The 24,509-nt window shown below is 56.7% G+C and carries 21 protein-coding genes and 1 pseudogene; 12 read left to right on the top strand and 10 right to left on the bottom strand.

Annotation, left to right across the window (positions count from 1 at the left end):
* Nucleotides 1–235: 235 nt before the first annotated feature.
* A complete protein-coding gene (locus tag ACA062_RS29030) occupies nt 236–466 on the bottom strand; it encodes a DUF7683 domain-containing protein (RefSeq protein WP_497454101.1) in 231 nt (76 codons plus the stop codon).
* Complete coding sequence (locus tag ACA062_RS29025) at nt 463–1,653, bottom strand: colicin E3/pyocin S6 family cytotoxin (RefSeq protein WP_497454100.1); 1,191 nt, start codon at nt 1,651–1,653, stop codon at nt 463–465. Before ACA062_RS29025 ends, ACA062_RS29030 begins: the two co-directional genes overlap by 4 nt.
* A gap of 537 nt (nt 1,654–2,190) precedes the next feature.
* On the opposite strand from ACA062_RS29025, the gene ACA062_RS29020 reads away from it, so the two are divergent.
* Nucleotides 2,191–2,520, top strand: a complete 330-nt coding sequence (locus tag ACA062_RS29020; RefSeq protein WP_497454099.1) for a DUF6124 family protein — start codon at nt 2,191–2,193, stop codon at nt 2,518–2,520.
* 213 nt (nt 2,521–2,733) lie between these two features.
* On the top strand, nt 2,734–4,275 hold the full coding sequence (locus ACA062_RS29015) for an alkaline phosphatase D family protein (RefSeq protein ID WP_497454098.1): 1,542 nt from the start codon (nt 2,734–2,736) through the stop codon (nt 4,273–4,275).
* A gap of 133 nt (nt 4,276–4,408) precedes the next feature.
* On the opposite strand, the gene ACA062_RS29010 is transcribed toward ACA062_RS29015, so the two are convergent.
* From ACA062_RS29010 to ACA062_RS29000, 3 genes are read right to left on the bottom strand one after another with little or no spacing between them, the layout of a single operon-like run.
* Nucleotides 4,409–6,937, bottom strand: coding sequence for a PepSY domain-containing protein (locus ACA062_RS29010; protein WP_497454097.1), 2,529 nt, complete (start codon nt 6,935–6,937; stop codon nt 4,409–4,411).
* A complete protein-coding gene (locus ACA062_RS29005) occupies nt 6,931–7,146 on the bottom strand; it encodes a hypothetical protein (RefSeq protein WP_497457508.1) in 216 nt (71 codons plus the stop codon). The genes ACA062_RS29010 and ACA062_RS29005 overlap by 7 nt, the downstream gene beginning before the upstream one ends.
* Nucleotides 7,147–7,175: 29 nt before the next feature.
* On the bottom strand, nt 7,176–9,494 hold the full coding sequence (locus ACA062_RS29000) for a TonB-dependent receptor (RefSeq protein ID WP_497454096.1): 2,319 nt from the start codon (nt 9,492–9,494) through the stop codon (nt 7,176–7,178).
* Between the two features lie 206 nt (nt 9,495–9,700).
* On the opposite strand from ACA062_RS29000, the gene ACA062_RS28995 reads away from it, so the two are divergent.
* Both ACA062_RS28995 and ACA062_RS28990 read left to right on the top strand, forming a co-directional pair.
* Nucleotides 9,701–10,381: a Fe2+-dependent dioxygenase gene (locus tag ACA062_RS28995; protein WP_497454095.1), complete on the top strand. Its 681-nt coding sequence runs from the start codon at nt 9,701–9,703 to the stop codon at nt 10,379–10,381.
* Between the two features lie 3 nt (nt 10,382–10,384).
* Nucleotides 10,385–11,152, top strand: coding sequence for a tetratricopeptide repeat protein (locus tag ACA062_RS28990; protein ID WP_497454094.1), 768 nt, complete (start codon nt 10,385–10,387; stop codon nt 11,150–11,152).
* 165 nt (nt 11,153–11,317) lie between these two features.
* Here ACA062_RS28990 and ACA062_RS28985 read toward each other — a convergent pair whose 3' ends face one another.
* From ACA062_RS28985 to ACA062_RS28965, 5 genes are all read right to left on the bottom strand, one after another.
* Nucleotides 11,318–12,481 (bottom strand): type III PLP-dependent enzyme, encoded by a 1,164-nt coding sequence (locus ACA062_RS28985; RefSeq protein ID WP_064679767.1) that lies wholly within the window; start codon nt 12,479–12,481, stop codon nt 11,318–11,320.
* Nucleotides 12,482–12,948: 467 nt separating this feature from the next.
* Entirely contained in the window at nt 12,949–14,106 is a 1,158-nt protein-coding gene (locus tag ACA062_RS28980) for an osmoprotectant ABC transporter ATP-binding protein OsmV (protein WP_150633942.1), read from the bottom strand.
* On the bottom strand, nt 14,103–14,756 hold the full coding sequence (locus ACA062_RS28975; protein WP_497454093.1) for an ABC transporter permease: 654 nt from the start codon (nt 14,754–14,756) through the stop codon (nt 14,103–14,105). Before ACA062_RS28975 ends, ACA062_RS28980 begins: the two co-directional genes overlap by 4 nt.
* 12 nt (nt 14,757–14,768) lie before the next feature.
* Nucleotides 14,769–15,662, bottom strand: a complete 894-nt coding sequence (locus tag ACA062_RS28970) for a glycine betaine ABC transporter substrate-binding protein (RefSeq protein ID WP_497454092.1) — start codon at nt 15,660–15,662, stop codon at nt 14,769–14,771.
* Nucleotides 15,663–15,682: 20 nt separating this feature from the next.
* Entirely contained in the window at nt 15,683–16,399 is a 717-nt protein-coding gene (locus ACA062_RS28965; RefSeq protein ID WP_497454091.1) for an ABC transporter permease, read from the bottom strand.
* A gap of 447 nt (nt 16,400–16,846) precedes the next feature.
* Between ACA062_RS28965 and ACA062_RS28960 the strand changes: the two are divergent.
* The 8 genes and pseudogenes from ACA062_RS28960 to ACA062_RS28925 all read left to right on the top strand — a co-directional run.
* A pseudogene (locus tag ACA062_RS28960) lies at nt 16,847–16,909 on the top strand (hypothetical protein); the annotation flags it as partial.
* Nucleotides 16,910–17,107: 198 nt separating this feature from the next.
* Nucleotides 17,108–18,313 carry a tyrosine-type recombinase/integrase gene (locus ACA062_RS28955; RefSeq protein WP_497454090.1) on the top strand — a complete coding sequence of 402 codons (1,206 nt, stop codon included), beginning with the start codon at nt 17,108–17,110 and terminating at the stop codon, nt 18,311–18,313.
* An 847-nt stretch (nt 18,314–19,160) separates the two neighbouring features.
* Nucleotides 19,161–19,862 (top strand): DUF1353 domain-containing protein, encoded by a 702-nt coding sequence (locus ACA062_RS28950; RefSeq protein WP_497454089.1) that lies wholly within the window; start codon nt 19,161–19,163, stop codon nt 19,860–19,862.
* An 829-nt stretch (nt 19,863–20,691) separates the two neighbouring features.
* Nucleotides 20,692–20,931: a hypothetical protein gene (locus ACA062_RS28945; RefSeq protein ID WP_497454088.1), complete on the top strand. Its 240-nt coding sequence runs from the start codon at nt 20,692–20,694 to the stop codon at nt 20,929–20,931.
* A 43-nt stretch (nt 20,932–20,974) separates the two neighbouring features.
* Nucleotides 20,975–21,247, top strand: a complete 273-nt coding sequence (locus ACA062_RS28940) for a hypothetical protein (protein WP_497454087.1) — start codon at nt 20,975–20,977, stop codon at nt 21,245–21,247.
* A gap of 17 nt (nt 21,248–21,264) precedes the next feature.
* Nucleotides 21,265–22,437, top strand: coding sequence for a tyrosine-type recombinase/integrase (locus ACA062_RS28935; RefSeq protein WP_497454086.1), 1,173 nt, complete (start codon nt 21,265–21,267; stop codon nt 22,435–22,437).
* A gap of 223 nt (nt 22,438–22,660) precedes the next feature.
* Nucleotides 22,661–23,524, top strand: coding sequence for a hypothetical protein (locus ACA062_RS28930; RefSeq protein WP_497454085.1), 864 nt, complete (start codon nt 22,661–22,663; stop codon nt 23,522–23,524).
* Entirely contained in the window at nt 23,521–24,459 is a 939-nt protein-coding gene (locus tag ACA062_RS28925; protein ID WP_497454084.1) for a hypothetical protein, read from the top strand. Before ACA062_RS28930 ends, ACA062_RS28925 begins: the two co-directional genes overlap by 4 nt.
* Nucleotides 24,460–24,509 lie beyond the last annotated feature (50 nt).

The raw sequence follows: 24,509 nt of genomic DNA, 5'->3' as shown, positions 1-24,509 counted from the left end.
CGAATACAGTCAAGTCACCCCAACTAACCGTTTGCCACGCTTGTTGTACTTATCCAGCGCCCGATTGATCTGTCCAAAATCATTAGGCCAATTCTGCTTGCTACTACAAGGGATCTGCGGCGCCGGCCTGTTGCTGCCCGGCCTGGCGTCAGCGGTGATCGCTTCGGTATCGTCCACCAACCACTGATGGTCTGGAGGCGCAGTAACCGTCCGGCACGGAGGGTGGTGGAGCACGTTACTCAATGCACACCAACTGAACGATATGGTTCGCGTCTCTCAGTATTTTTCCGGTCCAGGTTTCAAGTGTTTGCACTTGTTCTGGAGAAAGGTCGTAGCCATCAAACTCATCCTCCGGTGTTTGCCAATCCATTAGTTTTGCTAGCTCTTGGTGACGGCTGTTAGGTACTTCCACACTCAGGAGAAGTTCCTCAGTCTGTCTGTCGAAGACTTCTATGACATGCTTCATTTTTCTACTTTCCTTGACGGGTTGGCAGGCTTGGTTTGCTCCCCTGTTTTCGGGTCGTACTCTCCAAGATGTTTTCCTTGCTTGGTGTACATTTCAACGGTGCCATGCTGTGAGTCCCACTCATAAATCCTTCCTGAGGGGTCCTTCCATCGTCGGCGTTTTTTCCCCCCTCCACGCACTGAAGTTTTTAATGGAGCAGGTTTTGCATCTGGAAAAGCCGGGAGTGTCGTAGGAGCCGGGTGGTATTTGTAGTCTCCAGGCACGCTCAGAACAATATAGATCGGCTCAAGCCCCGCATCGGCAGGAAACCAGATGATTGCATCCTGATACTCGGGCGGATGCTCGGGGTTTACCAGTATCTTGTTGGCTTGTTCGGTGGGTGGGTACACCCATATCGTCGGCAGTGGCGGGGCGCCTTCCAGTGCTGGAATCCTCGGTGCGTCATCAGGATTCGCCGCTGGCGTCCAGGTCAGGCCGATGCCGTTGCCTATGTCGGCGACGAACTGCTCGCCTTGCTTTTTTGCCGTGATGACGGGGACAAATTCCCAGTCCTTTTTCCCGCCGGTGTAGAAGCCGTAAGCGCTGACGGAACCATCAGGCAGTGTCTTCACGTTGATGCGCACACGGGTTCGTCCCGCATCGAGCTCCGCGTACTGCTCTTTCTTGTAGAAGGCGCTATCGGGCGAAAGGCTGGTGTTCGGCATTAATAGCGCCACTGTCCCGCGCGCGGTGCCAGCCGCCACCGAGCCTATCAGAGCGAGGGCAAGCGAACCGCCGAGCCGTTGGGCGAGGGCGCCGCCCGTGGCCGAACCGGCCACCCATTTGAGCGGTATGCCTTCGGCGGTGATCGCTGCGCCGGTGCCCAGCACGGCCCACAATCCGTAGTCGGCCAGTCTTTCGAGCGGGACGAACCCGGTCGAATTTTGGTGGTTGATGACGCCATCAGGGAGGTTGCAGCTTTTGGCGAATACGCAACCGTTAAGCTGTGAATCGGGCTTTGTGTCGATGGCGTCCTGTTGTTTTTTTTGATGTCTCTCCCAACGGGCATTGGCGTCCAGTGCATGCTTTTTGTTCTTGGCGGATACTGCTGCACTGGCGTCCCGGAAGGCTTGGATCTCCTCCCTGGTGGGTTGTCGCGTTGGGGCGGGCAGAAAGTCCGGGGATTCCGGGAAACCGAGCTTTTTCATCAGCGCTTCTTTGTTCGTCCTTGGACAATCCCAGCGTTTAGCCGGGTTTTGCCACGACCTTACCCGGATCGCTCAGGCGCTGGCGGTAGGACGTTTCCGAAATACGGCGCTGAAATTTCCTATTTCATGTTGTTGCTGGAGAGCGAGGGTAATTGCTTGGGTTCGGCTGTGGCCCGGCACTTGGCGCCGAAAACCGCGATGCTTTACATCAAAATGCCGTTGTCCTGAGGGCTACACGACGTTGCGTCGTTGCCTACAACTACGCCAGAATCCGCCGGCTTGTGCACCTTGGGGGGCGTCGGTAACTTAGTTCGAGTCACTGATCCTCAGTGATCGGGTTTAGTAGCCCATGGTTGTCAGTAATGTGCATGAGCTCCATTCAGTCAGGTATTCATATTCCTGCACTTGATGGTGGTTGTGCGTAGGGCGCCTTCGGGCGCGCCGGTATTGCTGACTCCCCGGTCTACTAACCTGCGTACAGCCGCCACCCTTCTTTTAGTAGAGAAGCGAAACGGCGCCATTCTGGAGCAGCAAATTATGTTCAAAGTAACGCCTAATCCACCGGACACCGCCCCGGCATCCCCAAACGAAAACCTCGATTCTGACAACCTTGAAGAAGCCGCTGACGGCGTCCTCGATCCCCCGCGCCAACCCAGCAACATTTTCCTCATCGCCCCCGATATCGACAACCAGACCCTGCTGGAATACGCCTGTGAATCGCTGGCATCAGCGAATGTCATGGCGAGTGACTTCGCGAGGTATCTGGAAGGATCGCAGTGCAACACGCTGCTGGGGATTCAGCAGTCGATCATGCTGGGAGAACTGGCGGTGAACCGGGTGCTGGATAACCTCGAACCGCCCGGCTAGTTACAGGTTTCGTCAGAACCTGTGGGAGCGGGCTTGCTCCGGGCGGCGTTCCGACGAAGGCGGCCTGTCAGTGAAGTGGATGTTGACTGACACGGCGCCTTCGCCGGCAAGCCGGTCTCGTTCCCACAAGGGATCTGTGGTGTTGGCAGGTTTTTATGTCATGTGTGGGTCATACGACCATGCTTTAGTTTTCCTTTTAAAAGGGAGAACCCCATGAGCGAATTCGACCTCGGTCGCCGTCGTGTCATGCAAGCCGTCGGCGCCGGCCTGTTATTGCCAGGCTTGGCGCCAGCGGTGATCGCCTCGGTCCAGGATCGTCCGCAACTCACCGATGGCGTGCAGTCCGGCGACCTGCTGGGCGACCGGGCGATGGTCTGGAGCCGCAGCGACCGTCCGGCGCGGATGGTGGTGGAGTGGGACACTCGCAGCCTGTTCAGCAACCCCCGTCGCTTCGTCTCGCCATTGGCCGATGCCCGCACCGATTTCACCGCCCGGGTCGAACTCAGCGGCCTGCCCGCCGACCAGGCGATTTTCTATCGGGTGTATTTTGAAGACGCCCAGAGCGGGGTCGCCAGCGAACCCTGGTTCGGTCATCTGCGTAGCGTGCCCCAGGCTCGCCGCGACATCCGCTTCGTCTGGAGCGGCGATACCGTCGGCCAGGGTTTCGGCATCAACCCGGACATCGGTGGCATGCGCATCTACGAAGCCATGCGTTTGCGCCTGCCGGACTTTTTTATCCACAGCGGCGATACCATCTACGCCGACGGCCCGGTGCCGGCGCAGCTTATGACTGAGAGTGGGCGCGTGTGGCGCAATCTCACCAGCGCAGCCAAGAGCAAAGTCGCCGAGACCCTCGACGATTATCGCGGCAACTACCGCTACAACCTGATGGACGAAAACATCCGGCGCTTCAACGCCGAAGTGCCGCAGATCTGGCAGTGGGACGACCACGAAGTGGTGAACAACTGGTCGCCGGGCAAGCAGCTGGATGAGCGTTACACCAACAAAGATATCCACAGCCTGGTGAGTCACGGGCGCCAGGCCTGGCTCGAATATGCGCCGATGCGGTTGCAGGGCGCCGATAGCGGTGGCCGGATTTATCGCAAGCTCGGTTATGGGCCGTTGCTCGATGTATTTGTACTCGACATGCGCAGTTATCGAGGGGCGAACGACGACAACCTTGGCGCCGCCAAACCCTTTCTTGGCCGTGAACAACTGGATTGGCTCAAGCGTGAGCTGAAGGGCTCCAGTGCCCAGTGGAAAGTCATCGCCGCCGACATGCCGATCGGCCTGGGTGTCTCTGACGGTGAAGTCAGCCCGGGCGTGGCCCGTTGGGAAGCCGTGGCCAATGGCGATCCGGGGCCGGCCCAGGGGCGTGAACTGGAAATCGCCGAGTTGCTGGGTTTCCTGCGGGCGCAGCAGGTGCGCAATTTCGTCTGGCTGACGGCGGATGTGCATTACTGCGCGGCCCATCACTACCACCCGGATCGCGCGGTTTTTCAGGATTTTGAACCGTTCTGGGAGTTCGTCGCCGGGCCGTTGAACGCGGGGAGCTTCGGCCCTGATCCGCTGGATAAGACCTTTGGCCCTGAAGTGGTGTTCGAGAAGGCGCCACCGGCGCAGAACACTTCACCGTTTGCGGGGTTTCAGTTTTTTGGTGAGGTGAATATTGATGGGCAGACGGGGGAGATGAACGTGGTGTTGCGGGATTTGGATGGGGTGAGCGTATTTGAGCAGAAACTGCAGCCGGTTTGAGAAGAATCGGCAAGCCGACACCCGATCAATGTGGGAGAGAGCTTGCTCGCGATAGCGGTGTAACAGTCACCATAGTTGTTGAATGTTAAGCCGTCATCGCGAGCAAGCTCGCTCCCACAGGGACTGTGGCTGGTCAGTAGACGTCGCGGCGGTAGCGGCCTTGCTCGATCAGGCGGTCGACCGCTTCGATTCCGAGCAGCTCGTTGAGCACGTGATCCACCCCTGAAGCCATCCCCTGCAAGCTGCCGCAGATGTAAATGACCGCGCCATCCGCCAGCCATTTCTTCAGTTCCGCGGCCGACTCGCGCAGTCGATCCTGCACGTAGATCTTTTCGGCCTGATCCCGCGAGAACGCCAGGTCCAACCGCTCCAGATCACCCGAAATCAGCCATTCTTCAAGCTCGTCGCGGCACAGGTAGTCGTGCTCGCGATTGCGCTCGCCGAACAACAGCCAATGACGTTGCTGCCCGTCGGCAATCCGCGCCTTGAGCAGACTGCGTAGCCCCGCCAGCCCGGTACCGTTGCCCAGCAAAATCATCGGCACCGGCTCGGTCGGCAGATGGAAACCACTGTTGCGTCGTACCCGCAGGCTGATGGTGCTGCCCACCGGCACGTGTTCGGTCAGCCAGCCGGAGCCGATGCCGAGCGTGCCGTCGGGATGCCGTTCCTGGCGCACGATCAGTTCCAGTACGCCATCGGCGGCAATCGAAGCGATGGAGTATTCGCGCATGGCCAACGGCACCAGGGCGTCCACCAGCGCTTGCGCGTGCAGACCGACCAGATGGGCTCGGTTCTGGGGTAGCTGTCGGCTGGCGAGGGCTTGCTCCAGCGGCTGCGACAGGTCATCGAGCGTCACCGCGGCTCGACCGTCAATGCCCAGGCCATCGAGGAAGTGCTCGATCGCCCACGGGCAATTGCGCGGCAGTACTTCCACCAGGTCACCGGCCAGCCAGCTGCTGGTGGTAGGGGCGGTGAGGCCCAGCAGGTACACGCCCGAACCGCTGCTGTCCGGGTTGAGCAACTCCCGGCGGATCAGGGTCCAGTGGTCATAGCCGGGCGCTTGCCAGGTGTCCACGGGCGCCTGTCCGGTCACCAGGCCGAGTTGCTGCTGCCAGTGACGCAAGGCGTAAGGGTCGCCGCTGTCGACTTCCACCGGGGCGAACAGGGTCTTGCCGCCGTGCTCGCCCAGCCAGGTGTGCAAGCGTCGGGCGAAACCGCAGAAGTGCTGATACTGGCGATCACCAAGGCCGAGCACCGCATAGTTCAGGCGCTCCAGGCTCGGTGCCTGGCCCAGCACCTTGCGTTCGAAGCCCCGGGCGCTGTCCGGCGCTTCACCGTCGCCGAAGGTGCTGACCACGAACAGCGCGTTGCTGGAATCGCGCAGATCCTGCTCGCTGACCTGGGCCAGTGGCTGAACCTTCACCGGCAGGCCGGCGGCCTGCAATTGCCCGGCGGTCTGCCACGCCAATTGCTCGGCAAACCCGCTCTGGCTGGCGAAGCCGATCAACCAGGCTGGCGCATGGCTGTCCGATTGCGCGAGGCCTTTGCGGGCGTCCTTGATCTGCTTTTTCTTGCGTCGACGATCGAGGTACAGCAACCAGCCCGTGACGAAGAACAGCGGCATGGTCAGCGCGCTGAGCGTCAGGATGATCCGCCCGACGATACCGAAGTAGCTGCCGACGTGCAGCGCGTAAATGCTGGTCAGCAACTGCGCCTTGAGACTTTTGTCGCTATAGCGGTCATGGCGTTTGACGATGCCGGTGGCCGGATCGAGGCTGATCTGGTTCAGTGCCCGGTCATGGGGTGAGCTGTTCAACAGATAGAACACGGTCGCCGGTTGCCCGGTCACTGGCGGCATACGAATGTTGTAGGCACTCAAGGCCGGGCCAGCGGCGCTGTAGATGCTGCTCCACATCGCGGCGTAGTCGGCGGTCGGCGCCGGGCCGCTGGGTGCAGGACCACGGCCGCCGCGAACGCGCTCATTCTGCGGCGAATCGGACAGCAGCCGCGTCAGGCCCTTGTTGTACCACTCATAGGACCAGGACAGCCCGGTCAGCGCCGCCAGGAGGTAAAACACCAGGCACCAGGTGCCCGCCACCGAGTGCAAATCCCAATTGAAGCTGCGACCTTTTTTCTTCCAGTCGAGGGTCAGCCAGGCACGCCAGCTGTTCCACTGGCGCGGCCACCGCAGGTAGAGGCCGGACAGGCAGAAGAACACCAGGATCAGCGTACAGGCACCGGTGATCTGCCGGCCGGTGTCACCCATGGCGAGGAAACGGTGCAGTTGCAGCATGAAGCCGAAGAAGTCCTGGCCGGTGACGTCGCCCATGAATTGGGCGGTGTACGGGTTGAAGTAGCGCATCTCGCCACGGCGTTCGCCCGGCGGCGGGGTAAAGGACACCCGCGCGGCATTGCCGCTGTCAGTCTCGACCCAGATCATCGCGACTTTCTTGCCCGAAGCGCCTTCGATTTTTTCCACCAGCTCGGCGGGTGGCAGGACGCCGGCGACCTGCTTCTCGACCTGCAACACGGTCGGGTTCAGCACGCTCAGGATTTCATCCTGAAACGATACCGTTGCCCCGGTGATGCCCATCAGGGCCAGGACCAGCCCGGCGCTGATGCCGAAAAACCAGTGCAACTGGAACAGGGTTTTCTTCAACACGTCGCTCGCCTTGTTCGTTCGAAAATAATCATCACGGCGCGCATTATGCCGTGGGTTGTCGAGAAGCATTCTTTTTTACGCACAAAGGCCCCGTTCATCTGGATGAACGGGGCCTGGCCCAATGCCAATACTGTAGGAGCGAGCTCGCTCGCGAAAAACCCGAGAACGACGCGGGGTGTCAGGTTTTCCGCGTCATCGTTGACGACCATCGCGAGCAAGCTCGCTCCTACAGGTTCTATCAGAAGTGGAAGTTGGTGCTCAGCAACGCGGTACGGCCTGCCGCCTGGTTGGCGAAGTGAGTCGAGAACGCTTTGTCGTAGTAGGTTTCGTCGGTCAGGTTTTGCACGTTCAGCTGCAGGTCGACGTTTTTGGTCAGCTTGTAGGCCACCATGGCGTCGTAGCGCACATAGTCATCCACCATGGTGGTGTTGGCCACGCTGCCGAATACGTCGTCGACGTAGAACGCACCGCCACCGATGGTCAGCTTCGGCGTGACCTGGTAGGTCGTCCAGAGGCTGGCGCTGTTTTTCGGCGTGTTAGGCAGCTCATTGCCATCGTTGGCCGCGCCCAACGGGCCGCCGTCGACTTGCTCGCTGTCCATGTAGGCATAACCGGCGAAGACTTGCCATTTGTCGGTGATCTTGCCGGTGGCCGACAGTTCGACACCTTGAACGCGGGTTTTGCCGGCGTTTTCAAAGGATGTGGTGTCGACTTGTACCCGGGCGTTGTCTTTCTCTGTGCGGAAGATATCGGCGGTCAGGGACAGACGATCGTTCAGCAGGTCCCACTTGGTGCCGATTTCGTAGTTCTTGGTGGTTTCCGGCTCCATGTCGCTGCTCAGCAGGTTGCCGCTGCGATCCGGAGTGCCGCTCAGCGGGTTGCCTTCCTGACCTTCACCCAGGGTGTTGCCCGGTGGCGTGGCGGAAGTGGCATACGAGGCATAGATGCTGCCGTTTTCAGTCGGCTTGTAGATCACGCCGAACTGGCCGGTGACGAATTCGCTGGTGTCGTCACCCTTGGCCGTGGTGTTGCCGGCCGCGGTGTAGGTTTTGTACTTGGTGTCGAAATGGTCGTAACGCAGGCCCATGTTCACCAGCCACTGCTCGGACAACTCCAGGGTGTCGAACACGTACAGCGCGCGGGTGGTGCTGGAGGTGTCGGTGCCGGCGTAGTTGCGCGAAATCGCACCGTTCCACGGGTCGTTCGGGTTCGGACTGGACAGCGAGGTGCAGTTGTAACCGCTTGGCGCGCCGATCAGGGCCGGGGTGCAATTGGTCGTGGCCACTGCGGGGGTGCCCGGCGTGGTGTCGGTGTTGACGTTGTACGAGGATTTTTCGCTGTCCTCGTGGCTCAACTCGATACCGGTGGAGAAGTTGTTCTTGAAGCCGGCGATGTAAAACTCACCGAACAGGTCGGTCTGGTTGGTGGTGGTCTCGGTATTGCTGACGCGGGTGTTGGCCCGACGCCAGACGCTGCCGTTGTTGACGTTGCCTTTGCTGTCATCCGGCTGGGTCAGGATGTAATCCTGCATGCTGCTGCCGTGGCGCAGGGTGTTCTTGACGGTCAACGCATCGGTCAGGTCGTGCTCGATGGCGAAGGTCGCGGTGTCGGTGCGGCCCTTGCGGAAATCGCGGTCCAGACCGTAGAAGTTGCTGTCATCGCCACCGGCGTAAGGCTTGTCCGGATTGGACTTGGTGCGGGCGGCAGCAAGGCCGGCTGGAATGGTGTACGGAATGCCCGAATCCGGCGTGTCGTTACTTTCCAGGTGGTAGTAATCGAGGTTCACGCGAGTGTCGGTGCCCAGGCCGAACGCCAGCGATGGCGCAATGCCCCAACGGTCGTAATCGACCTTGTCCCGGCCGGCGACGTTGCTTTCGTGGCTCATCAGGTTCAGACGGCCGGCGGCGGTGTCGGTGAACTGGTAGTTGCCGTCGAATGTGTAGCGCTGGGTCTGGTCCGAGCCCCAGGTGAAACCACCGTCGAGCGAGTCGCCCAGGTGTGCTTTCTTGCTGACCAGGTTGATGCTGCCACCGGCAGCGCCACGGCCGCCAATGGCGGAGTTCGGGCCCTTGCTGACTTCGATCGACTCGACGGCGAAGATCTCGCGGCTCTGCGAACCGGTATCGCGTACGCCGTCCAGGTAGGTATCGCCCTGGGCATCGAAGCCACGAATGAATGGACGGTCACCCTGGGGGTTGCCGCCTTCACCGGCACCGAAGGTGATGCCGGGAACGGTGCGCAGCGCGTCCTGCATATTGAGGGCGCCGGTGTCCTTGAGGACTTGTTGCGGGATGACGGTGATCGAGCGCGGGGTGTCTACCAGCGGCGCGGTGTACTTGGGCGAGGAGGCTTTCTCGACCTGGTAGGAAGTCGCGTCCTGAGCGTCGCCGGTAATGGCGGTGGCATCCAGGGAAATCGCATTGTTCGGCGCTTTCTCGTCGGTCTTTTCAGCAGCGAAAACCATATGGCCAGCGGAGCCGGCAGTGATCGCCACGCCAATTGCAGACGCGAGCAAACGCGGTGAACTGACCGGTAATTGTGAGTGTTGGCGTGACATGAGCATTCCCCTCCCCAAGGATTTGAGGCCGCGGAATATAGGGTAAACAGGTATTCGTATCAATTGCGAAACATTACTATTCGCACTGAATTTACATTCTTTACAATTTAACCTTACGGTTTTTGATGGTTCATTCGTCGCCAGGGTTTTACACAGGCAATAAGAATCAATACCATTGCCATCCTTTTGCCTTCAGGTGCTTCCCCATGTTGCTGCACATTCCCGGGCTGTTCGCTAAAGAAGAAGTGCGGCGCATCCGCGAGGCTCTGGAACAGGCCGATTGGGCGGATGGCAAGATCACTGCCGGTTATCAGTCAGCAAAAGCCAAGCACAATCTGCAACTGCCTGAAGGGCACCCACTGGCCAAGGAAGTGGGCGCGGCGATGCTGGAGCGGCTGTGGAAAAATCCGCTGTTCATGTCAGCCGCGCTACCGCACAAGGTCTTTCCACCATTACTGAACTGTTACACGGCCGGTGGCAGTTTCGACTTTCATGTCGACAACGCCGTGCGCCAGCCAAAGAACAGCATCGAGCGGGTTCGTACCGATCTGTCGGCGACGCTGTTTTTCAGCGAGCCCGACGACTATGACGGCGGCGAGCTGGAAATCCAGGACACCTTCGGCACCCAACGGGTGAAGCTGCCCGCCGGCGATATGGTCCTGTACCCCGGCACCAGCCTGCACAAGGTCAATGCCGTCACCCACGGCACGCGCTTTGCCTCGTTCTTCTGGACCCAAAGCCTGGTCCGCGAAGACAGCCAGCGCGCCTTGCTGTTCGAGATGGACGGGGCGATCCAGCAGTTGACGCAGGACATTCCCGACCATCCTTCGCTGATCCGCCTGACCGGCACTTACCACAACCTGTTGCGCCGCTGGGTCGAGGTGTAGGTCATGAGTTATCAATTGCGTCGGGAGGAAGTTCTCGATGGTAACCGGCTTAAAGCCATGCTGGAGGAAAGTCCTGCACGCGCGGCCCAGGCGATTCTGATCGCCGCCCGCGAAGGTGTGCTTGATGCCCAGGCACTGTTGGGGCAGATCCTCCTGGACGGACAAGGCATTGAGCAGGATCAGCCACTGGCCTTGCGCTGGTTCGAGATCGCCGCGCAGCGTGGGCACTTGATGGCGCGCAACATGCTTGGCCGTTGTCATGAACATGGCTGGGGTTGCAGCGCCGACGCCTCAACTGCCGCGAGGCATTATCGTGCCGCCGCCGAAGCCGGACTGGATTGGGCGATGTACAACTACGCCAACCTGCTAGCGACCGGGCGCGGAGTGGTCGAGGATCCGCTGCAAGCGCTGAATCTGTATCGCCATGCGGCTGAGCTGGGCCATGCGAAGTCGATGAACCTGTTGGGACGATACCTGGAAGAAGGGCAGGTTTGCCCGGCGGATCCGCAGACCGCACGCGATTGGTATCGTCGCTCGGCGATCGGCGGGGATTTTCGCGGGCAGTTCAGTTATGCCGCTGTGCTGGCGGATGAAGGCAAGATTGAGGAGGCGCTGGTCTGGTTGCGTGAAGCGTTGTTGGGGGGAAATCTGAATTTCCTGCGGGTGGCGAGCAAGGCTTTGTTGAACGCAACCGATCAGCAGATTCGCGCCCTGGCAACCGACTATGCCCGGCGCCACGCCGAACTCGAGCAAGAACGTCTCCCCCTGTAGGAGCCAGGCTTGCCGGCGAAGGCGATCTCACGGGCGCTTTCGCCGGCAAGCCTGGCTCCTACAGGGAGCGGGGTGTTTTCGGGGACATGTTTTTCCGAGGGACATGTTGTAGACACAAAAAAGCCCATGACGCGTCATGGGCTTTTTGATTACAGCGTGCAGCGCTTACACGTAAAACGATTTCAGCGGCGGGAAGCCGTTGAATTCAACCGCGCTGTAACTGGTGGTGTAGGCACCGGTCGACAACCAGTACATACGATCACCAATGGCCAGGTTCAGCGGCAAACCGTACTTGTAGTTTTCGTACATGATGTCGGCGCTGTCGCAGGTCGGGCCGGCGATGACCACTTCTTCCATTTCGCCTTTCTTCTCGGTCCAGATCGGGAACTTGATGGCTTCGTCCATGGTTTCGATCAGGCCGGAGAATTTGCCCACGTCCGTGTACACCCATCGCTCGACGGCGGTACGGGATTTACGCGCAACCAGCACCACTTCGCTGACCAGAATGCCTGCGTTGGCGATCAGCGAACGGCCCGGTTCGAGGATGATTTCCGGCAGGTCGTCACCGAAGTCTTCCTTGAGGAAACGGATGATTTCTTCGGCGTAGGTTTCCAGGCTGTTGGTGCGGGTGATGTAGTTGGCCGGAAAGCCGCCGCCCATGTTGATCAGCTTGAGTACGATGCCGTCTTCTTCCTTCAGGCGTTCGAAGATCACTTTGACCTTGGCGATCGCCGCGTCCCAGACGCTGATGTCGCGTTGTTGCGAGCCGACGTGGAACGAGATGCCGTACGGCACCAGGCCCAGGTCACGGGCGAGGATCAGCAGGTCCATGGCCATGTCGGTCTGGCAGCCGAATTTGCGCGACAGCGGCCAATCGGCGGTGGTCGAGCCTTCGGTGAGGATGCGCACGTAGACTTTCGAGCCCGGTGCGGCCTTGGCGATGTTACGCAGGTCGGCTTCGGAGTCGGTGGAGAACAGGCGCACGCCTTTCTCGTAGAAATAACGGATGTCTTTGGATTTCTTGATGGTGTTGCCGTAGCTGATACGGTCGGCGCTGACGCCGCGGTCCATCACCTTGTCCAGCTCATAGATCGAGGCGATGTCGAAGCTCGACCCCTTGTCTTTCAACAGGTCAATGATCTCGACAGCCGGGTTGGCTTTTACCGCGTAATAGACTTTGGCGAATTCGAAACCGGCGCGCAGGTCATCGTAGGCCTGGCTGATCATCGCGGTGTCGATCACCACGAACGGGGTTTCTTGCTTGTCGGCGAACGCCTTCATTTTGTCAAAGGTGGCGCGCTCGAAATAATCTTCGACGTTGATCGACATGCTGGAGACTCCTAAGGGCAAACTGAAATTAACAATGGGTGCAAATGAACGTCCTCCGTATCCCCACTTTGGTTCGCCTACTTCCCAAGGCATGTCGCCGAAAGCAAAAAGGCCACGGGAGGCGGTGCTTTCCCTTGGCCTTGCTGTCTCGTCGTCAGTACTTGAGCCGGATGGATCGTTTCCAGCATGGACGTTCGGCGCGAACTTTAGGGCGTGAGGGGCTTGAGATCAACAAAAAATGTCGCGTTATTGCACGCTTCCGTCGTGCGGTCCCGGACATCTACTGATGTAACGGACCTGCATGACAGTGTGATGTTCCCGTAGAAGGGATATTTGCGGGGTTTCAGCGGGGATTTGTGGTGCGCCCAATCGCGGGCAAGCCCGCTCCCACAGGATTCTTGGTGTACACAAGATTTGTGTACGACAGAAACCACTGTGGGAGCGGGCTTGCCCGCGATGGCGTCAGATCAGGCGACAGCAGTCTCCGCAGGCGAAACGATGCTGGTCTTGCCGCCACGGGACTTACCGGAGCTCAAATACTCGGCAATCGATTCCTGAGTCACTTCACCCAGGAACACCCGCTCGGCATCCATCACCGGCAGCCACGAACGGTTGAACTCGTACATGCGCGACAGCAGGATGCGCAAATGTTCGTCGTACGCCGCGGTGGCGTTGAACTCGCGCAGGTATTGCGCGCAAGTGCCGGTCTGACGGTGCAGGTCGCGACGTCGTACATAACCGAGCGCCTTATTCTCACCATCAGTGACCACCACATAACGACGGTCCAGTTCGTCCATCAATTCCAGCGCTTCGGCCACCGGGGTTTCCGGGCTCACCGACGGGGCGTTGTCCGCTGCGTCTTCGGCCTTCACCAGCAACAGCCGCTTGAGCGTGCTGTCCTGGCCGACGAAGTTGCTGACAAAGTCGTCCGCCGGGTGCGCGAGCAAGGTGTCCGGATGGTCGATCTGCAGCAGCTTGCCGGCGCGGAAGATCGCGATCTTGTCGCCCAGCTTGATCGCTTCGTCGATGTCATGGCTGACCATGATCACCGTCTTGTTCAGCGCCCGTTGCATCTCGAAGAACTCGTTCTGGATCATCTCGCGGTTGATCGGGTCGACTGCGCCGAACGGTTCATCCATCAGCAGCAACGGCGCATCCGCCGCCAGCGCACGAATCACGCCGATCCGCTGCTGCTGCCCGCCGGACAGTTCGCGCGGGTAGCGATTCAGGTACTGCTTGGGTTCCAGCTTGATCATGCTCATCAATTCGCGGGCACGGTCGTGGCATTTCTGTTTGTCCCAACCCAACAGGCGCGGAACGATGGTGATGTTTTCCTCGATGGTCATGTTCGGGAACAGACCGATCTGCTGGATCACATAACCGATGTTGCGGCGCAGGGTCACGGCGTCGAGGTCGGTGGTGTCTTCGCCATTGATCAGGATCTTGCCCGAGGTCGGTTTGATCAGGCGGTTGATCATTTTCAGCGTGGTGCTTTTGCCGCAGCCCGATGGCCCGAGGAACACGCAAATCTCGCCTTCATTGACGGTCAGGCTTACCGAGTCCACGGCTTTCACATCTTTGCCGTTGCTTTGGAAGGTCTTGCTGAGGTTTTGAAGTTCGATCATTTCATGAGTCCTTTTGGAGTCAGCGTGCGTTGCAGCCATTGCAAAAGCAGGTCGGCGAAGATGGCCAGGAGACTGACCAGCACGGCGCCGACGATCAGCATCGACATGTCGCTGCGGCTGATTGAAGCGAGAATAAGTACACCGAGGCCACCGGCGCCGATGGTCGCGGCGATGGTCATCACACCGATGTTCATCACCACGGCGGTGCGCACACCGGCGAGGATCACCGGTACGGCAATCGGCAGTTCGACCATGCGCAGGCGCTGGCCAAAGGTCATGCCGATGCCGCGGGCGGCTTCGCGAATGCCGGGTTCGACACCGGTCAGGGCGAGGTAGGTGTTACGCATGATCGGCAGCAGCGAGTACAAAAACACTGCGGTGATCGCCGGCATCGGGCCCAGGCCCTGGCCGAACTTCGAGTAGAACGGCAGCAGCAGACCGAACAGGGCAATCGACGGCACGGTCAGCAACACGGTGGCGCTGGCTTGCAAGGGACCGGCGAGCGTCGGGAAGCGCGTCATCAGGATGCCCAGCGGCACGCCGACCAGAATCGCCAGGGTCACGGCGATGCCGACCAGGGTGATGTGCTGCCAGGTCAATTGCGCGACCTGCGCCCAGTCGAGATGGGAAAAGGCGTTCAGAAATTCCATGTCTTTTCCTCCTCAGTTGAGTGGGTGCTGGCGCAGGAAATCTGCGGCAACGGATGAAGGGCTTTCGTGGCCGACATCGACCCGTGCGTTCAGCGCACGCATGGTGGCGTCATCGAACAGCTCGGCCAGCGGTTTGATTTCTTCCGCCAGTTTCGGATGGGCGTCCAGGTACTCCTGACGCACCACCGGCGCGGCGGTGTAGTCCGGGAAGTAATGCTTGTCGTCTTCCAGCAGTTTGAGCTTGAAGGCGTTCAAACGACCGTCGGTGGTATAGACCAGGCCAGCAAACACCTGACCATTGCGCAGCGCGGTGTAGACCAGCCCGGCATCCATCTGGCGGGTGTTTTTACGGGTCAGGTTCATGCCGTAGAGGTCGACCATGCCGGCCATGCCGTCGGAACGGTTAGCGAACTCGGTGTCCAGGGCAACGAGGTGGTTGGTCTTCGCCTCAGCCTGCATCACCGTGTTCAGCTCGCTGATGGTGTTGATCTGCGGATAAGCCTTCGCGGTTTTTTCCGGCAGGGCCAAGGCGTAGGTGTTGCTGAATTTCGACGGCGTCAGCCAGATCAGGCCTTTTTTCGCGTCGAGTTCTTTCACCTTGGCGTAGGACTGAGCGCTGTCGAGTTTGTCGGTGATGTGGTTGTAAGCCACGAGCGATACGCCGGTGTATTCCCATATCAGGTCCAGTTGGCCGCTTTCCTGAGCGCTGCGGGCGAGGTTACTGCCCAGACCGCCGGTCACCTGGGTGTCGTAACCCTTGGTGCGCAGGTACTGGGAGGTGATTTCCGCGAGCAGGGTTTGTTCGGTGAACACCCGGGCGCCGATGCGGATCACCGGTTTTTCAGCGGCTTGGGCAAATCCTGCGAGCAGCAGGGCGCAGCCTAATAACAAGCTAAGTCTTTTCATGATTATTCCTTTGCCGAGGCTTAAGACGGGCGCAGCCCGCGTTCGAGCCAGAGGCGGCTGGCGAGTGTCACCAGGCCGTCGAGCAGCAAGGCCAGCAGGGCGGTGCAGGCCGCGCCGAGCATCAGTTGCGGCTGATTGTTCAGGGCGATGCCAGGGAAAATCAGGCTGCCCAGACTGTTGGCGCCAATCAGGAACGCCAGGGGGGCGGTACCGACGTTGATCGCCAGCGCCACGCGCACGCCACCGATGATGATCGGCACGGCGTTCGGCAGTTCGACCCGCCACAACACCTGGGTCGGTGTCATGCCAATGCCGACGGCCGCTTCCTTGAGCGAACCCTGAACGTTTTTCAAGCCTTCATAGGTGTTGCGCACGATCGGCAACAGCGAGGCGAGGAACAAGGCGAAGATCGCGGGGCCGCTGCCGATGCCGAGGATGCCCAGGGCAATGGCCAGTACGGCGAGAGGCGGCACGGTGTTGCCGATGTTGAAGATCTGCATGAAGCGTTCGGCGCGTCCAACCATGGTCGGGCGGCTGAGGAAGATGCCGGCGGGTATGCCCACAACAAGGGCGGCCAGCATGGAAACGAGGACGAGAATCAAGTGAGCTTGCAGGTAAAACAACAAATCGTCGCGGTAATGTTCGATCGTGTTGATGCCAATCCAGTGGACCAGCAGGGCCAGGAGGGCGACGACAACCGCACCTCCTACAAGCCCCTTGCCATAGCGAATAGCCACAGGCGGACTCCTTTTTTTCTTTGTCGGCGAACGCAGTCCCGTGTGGCAGACCATTCCTGGCTGCCGGGATAACAACGTTCGCGAGAAGCAGCTCTTCATGCCGAGCGCTTTCCCTTGTAGGAGCGAGCTTGCTCGCGATGGACGTCAACGATGACGCGTGCGGTCTGAATGAACGCATTGTCTGGACGTTTTTTCGCGAGCAAGCTCGCTCCTACAGGGGGAAAACGTACGGCTTATCGAGCCATAAGCGCAGCCTCGTCAGGCTAACTTGCTGTTTTTTCAACCCTGACGAATAGTCGTAACAGGGGAGTGGACGCCTCCACGGTCTGAAAGGTTCCCATCTGAAGCAGCATTTGGCCACCCCTAATGTGCTCAACGGTTCGGTTCCTGGTTCAACTTGGGCTATAATCGCGGCCCTTTTTTGAATCACCTGCCAGGCGATTTCCCATGACCAAACAGGCCGCCGAAGTCGCGAAACGCCGCACTTTCGCCATTATTTCCCACCCTGACATTACCCTCTGAGTCAGGCGAAGACAGGCCCCGCCATATTCCGATTTAATCTACTGATTTTATTGATGAAAATTCCCGCGGCCGCGACAATCTGAGACAACCGAAGACAAGCTGAGCCACTCACTTTGTGTACATAGCGGCGTACACAAACCACTCTTTCGGGGCCCCAGAACAGTATGTACGCAGTCCGGAGAGCTCATGGCGATCTCAGACGCATGGCTGAAGGCCAACAACGGCAAACCCCGCAGCACACGTGAAGAGAAATCAGACCGCGACGGATTTGGTGTGCGTGTGACCCCGAAGGGGAAGATCACTTTTCAGCTGCGCTTTCGCTATGACGGTCGCCCCTGCCGCCTTGATCTCGGCACCTATCCGCTAATGTCGCTCAAGCAGGCGCGTACAGAAACGCAGCGCCTGCGCGCCCAGCTGGAGCAGGGGCATGATCCGAGGGTGGTGAAGCAACTGGAGAAACAGGCGATCCTCCAGGCTGATTCCGTGGAGTCGTTGTTTCGCCAGTGGTACGAGACGTACTGCAAAGGGAACAAGAAGGGGCATCAAGAGATCCTGCGTTCTTTCGAGCTCCATGTATTCCCTAGAGTCGGCAAGCTCCCTGCCGGGAAAGTCACTCTTCACGAATGGCTGGCGCTTCTTGAAGGGCAGGCAAAAGTAAGACCTGGTATCGCCGAACGTATCCTGGTCAATGCCAAGCAGATGCTGAAATGGGGTGTGAAGCGCCGGTTAATACCCTCGCACCCGCTATCGGAGATCAACGCCAAGGAAGACTTGCAGATTAAAAAAAATGCCGGGTCGCGCTCCCTTTCCGATGAGGAAATAAAGCTGGTGTGGAAAGCCATGGATCAGTCGCGCATGGCGACCAAGAACAAGATTTTTCTAAAGCTTTGTCTGATCTACGGTTGTCGCAACAGCGAGCTGCGCCTTAGCGAAAAAAGACATTTCGACTTTGCCAAGAAGATTTGGACAGTGCCCATAGCAAACCACAAGCTGGGTAAAGCCTCAGGGAAACCGCTTCTGCGTCCAATCCCCCCAGAGATTGAGGTGCTGATCAAACACGCCATGTCGCTCAGCGCCGAGGGTGAATTCCTGTTCACGAATAGTGGAACGATAAAGCCGATGGGGGCAGGGGCCCCCTTGCAGCTGCCTTACAACATCATGCAGTGGCTGCGGCGGCATGAGAAATATGAAATGCAGCATTGGTCGGTTCACGATCTGCGCAAGACCGCGCGTACCAATTTCTCGACCCTCACCGAGCCCCATATTGCCGAAATTATGCTCGGACACAAGCTTCCGGGGAGCTGGCAGGTTTACGACCAGTATGACTATCTGACTGAGCAGAAAGACGCCTACATCGCTTGGTGGCTGCGGCTCACTGCCCTAACGGTATAACCGCTGAATTCAAGGACAGGGGACGCTGCTAAAGCCCCTTCGCGATAGGAAGCAATCGTCCGATTGTATTGAAAAGTTGGCTTCGGTTTCCACGGCTGAAAAGTACGTGTCTGAGATTGAATCCGTGTTTTGCGCTGAAGGTTCAGTCGTGCATTTTGGTTCTGGTTTGCGTCGGTTTAGGCTTTGAACCATTCGTCCGCTTCGGGTCCAGGCTGTGTGAAAATGTTTTAGAGCGAGTTTGACAATTAGAACCGCATCGAAAATCGCGTTCCTACAGGAGTTTCAGGTCTACTGCCAACCAAAGGCTGGCAGATTTTACGAAGTAACGGTAAGCGTCCAGCCAACACACTTCCGAACTCCAGCATTAAGGGCGATGGTGTCCGGGCTATACAGCCAAGCGCATGACTAAAAGCGCATGCGACCGTGAGGTTTGGACACTCCCACACAGTCGACAGAGCACCCAATGAGCCTTTGAGTTTCCAGTGTTTGTTCTAGGCATCCCACAGCAGGTAGGTCACGGACATTAAAAACAGGCCATCAGCGATGAACGACAGGGCGCGCGGGAATCGGGCCAAGGTGGATAATAACCATCTTTGGGATGCTGGGGCTTAAAGCAATTTGCCTCCATCCATCGCAGCAAGAAATACAGTTCGCTCCTACGCAACGACTGTTCGCTTGGGAAGGATGCAATATCCTTGGTTCGACAGGTTCTGGCTGGCCGACAGCAAAAAACGCGTCTACGCTACGTTTTAGCGTCTCAAAGTCCACGAATCGGTATGAAAGTTGATTACGGTCGTTTTCCCATAAAACGCTGCGCTATTTTAGGCCTCACAAATGGAGATGGACCTTGAAAATCGCGATATCCATTATATTTAGCTCGATGATGCTGATAGCGTTTAGCTCACAAGCTTCCGATGCACGTTGCAAAAGCATCCAGGATCGAAACTGTTTTACTGGAACCTTTGGTCTAGTTAACCTGCCTGGTGAGCCAAAGCAAAAACTTCTTGAGGCGGACTTTGGTTACATTGATTCATTTGGCATAGGGTGGCAAACAAACAAAGGAACGAAAACCGATGGAGCATCGATCCCAGTCCTCCTACAGGCATTCGTGGGATCGCCATGGGAAGACGGTTACATTCGTGCGGCCGTCATACACGACTGGTACTGTGACCGTCATGTTCGACCTTGGAAAGCTACCCATAAAGCTTTCTACAGTGCGATGATTGCCAGTGGTCTTGAGTCTCGTAAAGCCAAGCTGATGTTCTACGCTGTTTACGCGTTCGGACCGAGATGGGGCTATTTAATTCCTGGCACCCCTTGTGAGTCGACGGATAATTGCATTCAGGCCAAAGACTCTGTATTTATTCAAATACCTAGTAAGTTAGATGACATAAGCAATACTTCTGAGTTGAAGGCAATTGAAGCGATGATTGAAGTGACAGAGGCTAAAGGGGGGCTTTCGGTTGAAGAATTAATGAATGTGGCCGACAGAGCGCATCCTAAACAAGAGTTGCTCGATACTTCGTCCAGCGGCGGTATTACCGAGTAGCGAAATTCGACTTCGATATCTCGATGTGCTGAAACCATCGGATTAATCGAGGGCACTGACAAGCTGGTGTAAAGGGTGCTCGCCTGAAATACTCTCAAGACCTCCGAAGGGAGAACCCTACTGACCACATCCCGTTTCGCGTGCATGACATCTAGATGCTGATTCCAAACCTTCTTACACGCACATGGGATCAGCGCCTGTTCGATCAGTGACCGTTATCTTGCAAAGAACGATCTGCATCGGCCTTTAGCTTCTAAGCACCATTACAGGCAGCTTCGGCTCTTTTTCGATCGGTCACGGCTGCGAGGCGTATTGGTCAGATCTGGCTGGTTAGGTCGAATGCAGAAGCGTGGGCAAGTCTGTGCAATTAACCGGCTGCAGAACCTGAATTTCAGGTTCTGCGCGCGTGCGATCGCGCTCGCGCTGCTCCCACTCGAAAATATCGCCGGCATCCCAGAGATTGCAGCTCCCGACGTGTTTCATACAAGGGGCTGGGAATGGATTCACTATTCGCCTCATACGACGAAACAGCGTACGGCTAGAGCAGCGAAAACGGTCACATAAATCTTTCGTCGAATAATAGGCAGTCATCTCATTTCCCCATTCGGGATCATGACTAGCACGCTACATGAGGGCGTTGCGCCAGCCGCCTCTCGCATTCCTCTCAAGGCCTATCCGGATCGTGACGGATCGTGGCGGATTAATACAGATTGATCGAGACAAAAACACAACCAAAAAGTGTACAAATTAAGAGATTATAAACTGAACTTGTAACACTATTAGAATATTGTTCATTAACCTTTAGAAGTGAAAGAAAGAGATGTTCAGAATGCAAATTATACTGAAGGGGGAAATGACGATGACCCAATTGCGTCAGGCCTTCTATGAAAAGCTTGTGGAACTGGAGGAAGAGTTTGGTGTCGAGTACTTTAAAGGCGCAACCTTGTACGTAAATCCAACCAATGAGTTTGGAGAGGATGTTGTATTGCGTAACAAATTTGGGCAGCCAGTTCATAAGTTATTCAGTTATGGCCCTTATCGGAGCTGTGCCGAAGAGCTTAAAATATAATTAAAGGTAGAATGTTTCAGTTAAAAGAATAGGAGATGTTGTCATGGAATATCCGCGTTATGTGAATATAGAACAAGCAAGAAATGTACTCGCTGAAACTGGAGTTGAGCTTACTCAACGGCAAATAAAGCGGGCGGCAGACCCGGATGCATACGGAAAACGTAAGCTTCCATTTTTTGTTGATCCCATTGATGGGCGATTAAAAATTGATAAGAATCTTTTGGTGGAGATTTACACCAGTTGTCAGGTGAATGCTCAAAATAATGCACATATTAATGCGTCCAACCTACGGAGTGTATTTGACCGGAAAAGTTAATTGCGATATACAGAATCATGTCAGATATTAGAAAAAGAATGGGGAAAAAGGGGGCCACATATCAGGTCCGCTACGCGGATGACTCATCAAAAGTCGGATACTCCTATGCAAGCTTCAGGACATTAAAAGAAGCAAAAGCTTATTCGCATGATTCCCAAAGCTGGATCAGCAAATCGAAGGCAGACGGTAAAACCGTGCGAGAGGCGGTTGATATGTGGCTTAAAGTATGTGCAACCGAAGGGCGCGAGGGAAGGGCCCCAGTTTCTACTGCTACATTTAAGTATTATAGCTACATTGGTGGGCTAATGAAATCCTATCCTTGGACAAAGGACATATCAGCGCTCACAAAGCCGGATGTCGTCAATTTCAGGTCATGGCTTATCAGTGAACATGGCCGTTACCTGGCCGCTAAGACGCTTACTTATTTTCACGCAGTTCTTGCCGAAATGTCTTCACGTGGCTATGTGGATAGGAATGTGGCGTCGGGTGTCAGTATTCGTAGAGACACGCGTTACTCTGAGCCAATTACTATTCCAACACAAAAAGAAATAGAAGCGTTGCTAAAGGCGGCGGATGATCTCGCAAACTCAAAAAATTTGCGAGTTGCAAAAGCTTGGGAGCGTTACCGCCCCATCCTGTATCTGGCCGTGGACTCTGGAATGCGCCCGCAAGAATATTTGGCACTCGCCGGACGTAACATCGCGAACGGTGGGGTACAAGTCGAGAGAGCAATTGATAGAAGCGGAGCGCTTTCCGTACCTAAAACACCAGCTTCACGGCGATTTATCGAGATTAGTCCTGAAACTTTGAAGATGATTACCCATTATCATCACAATTTGGCCATAAAAAACGACTATGACCTTGTGTTTCCAACGTCAACCGGTGGATGGCAATCGCTCGATAACTGGCGGAAGCGCGGGTTTTTTACTGCGTCAGAAAAAGCTGGGCTTGTTATTGCCAAAACAATCGATGGAAGAGTGGCTGTTTCACCGAAGTACACGCCGTATTCCCTGCGTCATTTCTTCGCCTCTATGTTAATTGCAGAAAAAACTGACATTGCGAAGATCAAGACGCTTATGGGGCATACCGATATCAGTACCACCTATGATGTGTATGGTCATCTGATTGACCGTGGAACCGACGAGAAGGGGAGGACCAGTGGTATGATTTCGCGCATGAAAAAAGTATAGACGCCACGGTGATTCTTTGACCGTGCTAGCGATTCTTTTTCCACGCTCAATATCCTTTGAGTAAAAAATAGATTTGTCCCGTCATCCTAATTTTACTACCAAGTAGGAACAAAAGCCCTGAAGAAGAGGGGGCGCAGGGGCGCTTTTTTTTTCTGCAGCTATGCTCATTCGAGGTTGATGGCGGTTAGCTGTCATGTGAATGGTTTTACCAGAGAGGTGGATAATGAAGTCGCGCACGAACGCTTTGTACTTCAGGGGGAGCATAGGTGTTCTGGTCACAGCCGTGTTGGCGGGATGCGCTGGCGTGGATTTCTATTCAGCCCCCGATCTTACAAAAAAAACAGGTATCCCGATCTATGGCTCCAAGCCATACGTGCTTGTTGTGCGCACTCAGGCCAAAGATAAGCCGGTAGACGTTTCAATACAGTATCTGACTGACCGATCACAGGTGATCTATGCCGTTCCTCACTCCGGTTTTGGTTCCGCGGATCTGAAGCTTTCGCTTGATCACGGTCAACTGACACAATTTGGCCAGGTCACCGACGCGAAAATTCCGGAGCTCATAAATGCCGTCGGCGGCTTGCTTACCTCAAGGGCGAGCGCTATCGAAACTTTGGCCAAAGCGGAACAGATCAAGAGTGGAGCGGGGAGCACTACCACGCAATCCGCGAAAATCCCAGACACAAAAACCATGGCAGCTGTTAGGTCGCTGTTTGGCGATATGACTGCTGCTCCTGCGGTTACCGATTTGAAAAAGTTGGACCAGTCTGAACAACTCGTAGTCGGGGGGGTGACGAAGGCCCTACGCGATATCGTAGACGTCGTAGACAAGCACCCTGAAAAGACTAATTTGCTTCCCGCGCTAGGCGATCAACTGATTGGTGTTTCAAAAGACTTTGCCAAGCTTCCGGACCCAGGTACAGCCTCCAGCGTGCGAACCACTGCGTTACAACGCATCGCCACTTGGAAGCCACGCCTTGACAACATTGTGGAAGCAATCACCCCTGAACCTGCCACCCAGCTTGACTTTGAACTATACGAAATCCAGGAAGATGCTGGAGGCATTCATCTGAGGAGAGTCCAATGAGTGATCGTCCTCTTCGCTCCGTTATTCGGAGTGGCGTAAAGGTCTTGCGGTCCTTACGGGCAGTTGCAGACGAACGAGTCAACAATCGTTGTGCAGTCCTGGGTTCTATGATCGGAGTAAAAATCAAGCGTGGAGTAGTACAGCCACGCTTATGCATCACATACCTGGTGCAAGAAAAGATCCCGTTGGACGACTTGTCGCCTCGTGAACGAATTCCTCAGAAACTCACCATCGATGGCCAACGGGTGCTGACGGATGTTGTGGTCTGGCCAAAAATGGAGCTACAAAGTCTTCGCCATGGACGCTATATCCGCGACGAATTCACTCAAGGAACGCTTACTGCCTTTGCAGAGTCACCGGATGGGCTTTGGGGACTGAGTTGTGGTCACTGCATGTTGGGTAGTGACGGTCTACCATACACAGCTACGAATATTTACATGCAAGACAGCGATTCCGGACAGTTCATTGTGGCAGGCAAATCCGGGCTGATCTTGTTTGCGCCAAGTGGCGAGATGATTAGTGGCTCACGAGGCTTTCTAGATTGCGGATTGTTCGGACTTACTGATGAGCTGCTGAGATCGCGCGCCCAGAACGCGCCAGCTCTAGCTCTCTCGGCGCCGTACCTTAACCAAAGGTTAAAGGCTGTAAGCCTTATGCAAGTCGGAAGTGTGATACCCGGTCCTCGTAGTGCGGAGGTGATCGGAGTCGACCAATATGGCGTTGACGACAACAGTGATGTCGTCCTGAGGGTCGATGCACCAGGCACTGTTTCCGGAGATAGCGGTTTGCTTTGGCTGACTGCAAATGGTCTGGCCGCAGCCATCCACTCGCGGGGAGAAATTGTGCCAACCGGACAAGGAAGCTTCTTGACGGCTGCAATGTCCGCCCAACGTGCCTGCCAAGTCCTGAATGTGGCGCTGCGCAGTGCCTTTTGAAATTAACCCGGTTGTGGATACGGTGATACAACGAGGCATTAATCAGCCTA

The sequence above is a fragment of the Pseudomonas sp. LBUM1679 genome, from assembly GCF_059695565.1.
Note: the sequence above shows the minus strand (reverse complement) of the source record. Positions and strands in the feature narration are given on the sequence as shown.

Coding starts and splice junctions, on each gene's coding strand:
- ACA062_RS29030 (WP_497454101.1), bottom strand. CDS start 466: ATGAAGCATGTCATAGAAGTCTTCGACAGACAGACTGAGGAACTTCTC.
- ACA062_RS29025 (WP_497454100.1), bottom strand. CDS start 1,653: ATGAAAAAGCTCGGTTTCCCGGAATCCCCGGACTTTCTGCCCGCCCCA.
- ACA062_RS29020 (WP_497454099.1), top strand. CDS start 2,191: ATGTTCAAAGTAACGCCTAATCCACCGGACACCGCCCCGGCATCCCCA.
- ACA062_RS29015 (WP_497454098.1), top strand. CDS start 2,734: ATGAGCGAATTCGACCTCGGTCGCCGTCGTGTCATGCAAGCCGTCGGC.
- ACA062_RS29005 (WP_497457508.1), bottom strand. CDS start 7,146: ATGGTCGTCAACGATGACGCGGAAAACCTGACACCCCGCGTCGTTCTC.
- ACA062_RS29000 (WP_497454096.1), bottom strand. CDS start 9,494: ATGTCACGCCAACACTCACAATTACCGGTCAGTTCACCGCGTTTGCTC.
- ACA062_RS28995 (WP_497454095.1), top strand. CDS start 9,701: ATGTTGCTGCACATTCCCGGGCTGTTCGCTAAAGAAGAAGTGCGGCGC.
- ACA062_RS28990 (WP_497454094.1), top strand. CDS start 10,385: ATGAGTTATCAATTGCGTCGGGAGGAAGTTCTCGATGGTAACCGGCTT.
- ACA062_RS28985 (WP_064679767.1), bottom strand. CDS start 12,481: ATGTCGATCAACGTCGAAGATTATTTCGAGCGCGCCACCTTTGACAAA.
- ACA062_RS28980 (WP_150633942.1), bottom strand. CDS start 14,106: ATGATCGAACTTCAAAACCTCAGCAAGACCTTCCAAAGCAACGGCAAA.
- ACA062_RS28975 (WP_497454093.1), bottom strand. CDS start 14,756: ATGGAATTTCTGAACGCCTTTTCCCATCTCGACTGGGCGCAGGTCGCG.
- ACA062_RS28970 (WP_497454092.1), bottom strand. CDS start 15,662: ATGAAAAGACTTAGCTTGTTATTAGGCTGCGCCCTGCTGCTCGCAGGA.
- ACA062_RS28955 (WP_497454090.1), top strand. CDS start 17,108: ATGGCGATCTCAGACGCATGGCTGAAGGCCAACAACGGCAAACCCCGC.
- ACA062_RS28945 (WP_497454088.1), top strand. CDS start 20,692: ATGCAAATTATACTGAAGGGGGAAATGACGATGACCCAATTGCGTCAG.
- ACA062_RS28940 (WP_497454087.1), top strand. CDS start 20,975: ATGGAATATCCGCGTTATGTGAATATAGAACAAGCAAGAAATGTACTC.
- ACA062_RS28935 (WP_497454086.1), top strand. CDS start 21,265: ATGTCAGATATTAGAAAAAGAATGGGGAAAAAGGGGGCCACATATCAG.
- ACA062_RS28930 (WP_497454085.1), top strand. CDS start 22,661: ATGAAGTCGCGCACGAACGCTTTGTACTTCAGGGGGAGCATAGGTGTT.
- ACA062_RS28925 (WP_497454084.1), top strand. CDS start 23,521: ATGAGTGATCGTCCTCTTCGCTCCGTTATTCGGAGTGGCGTAAAGGTC.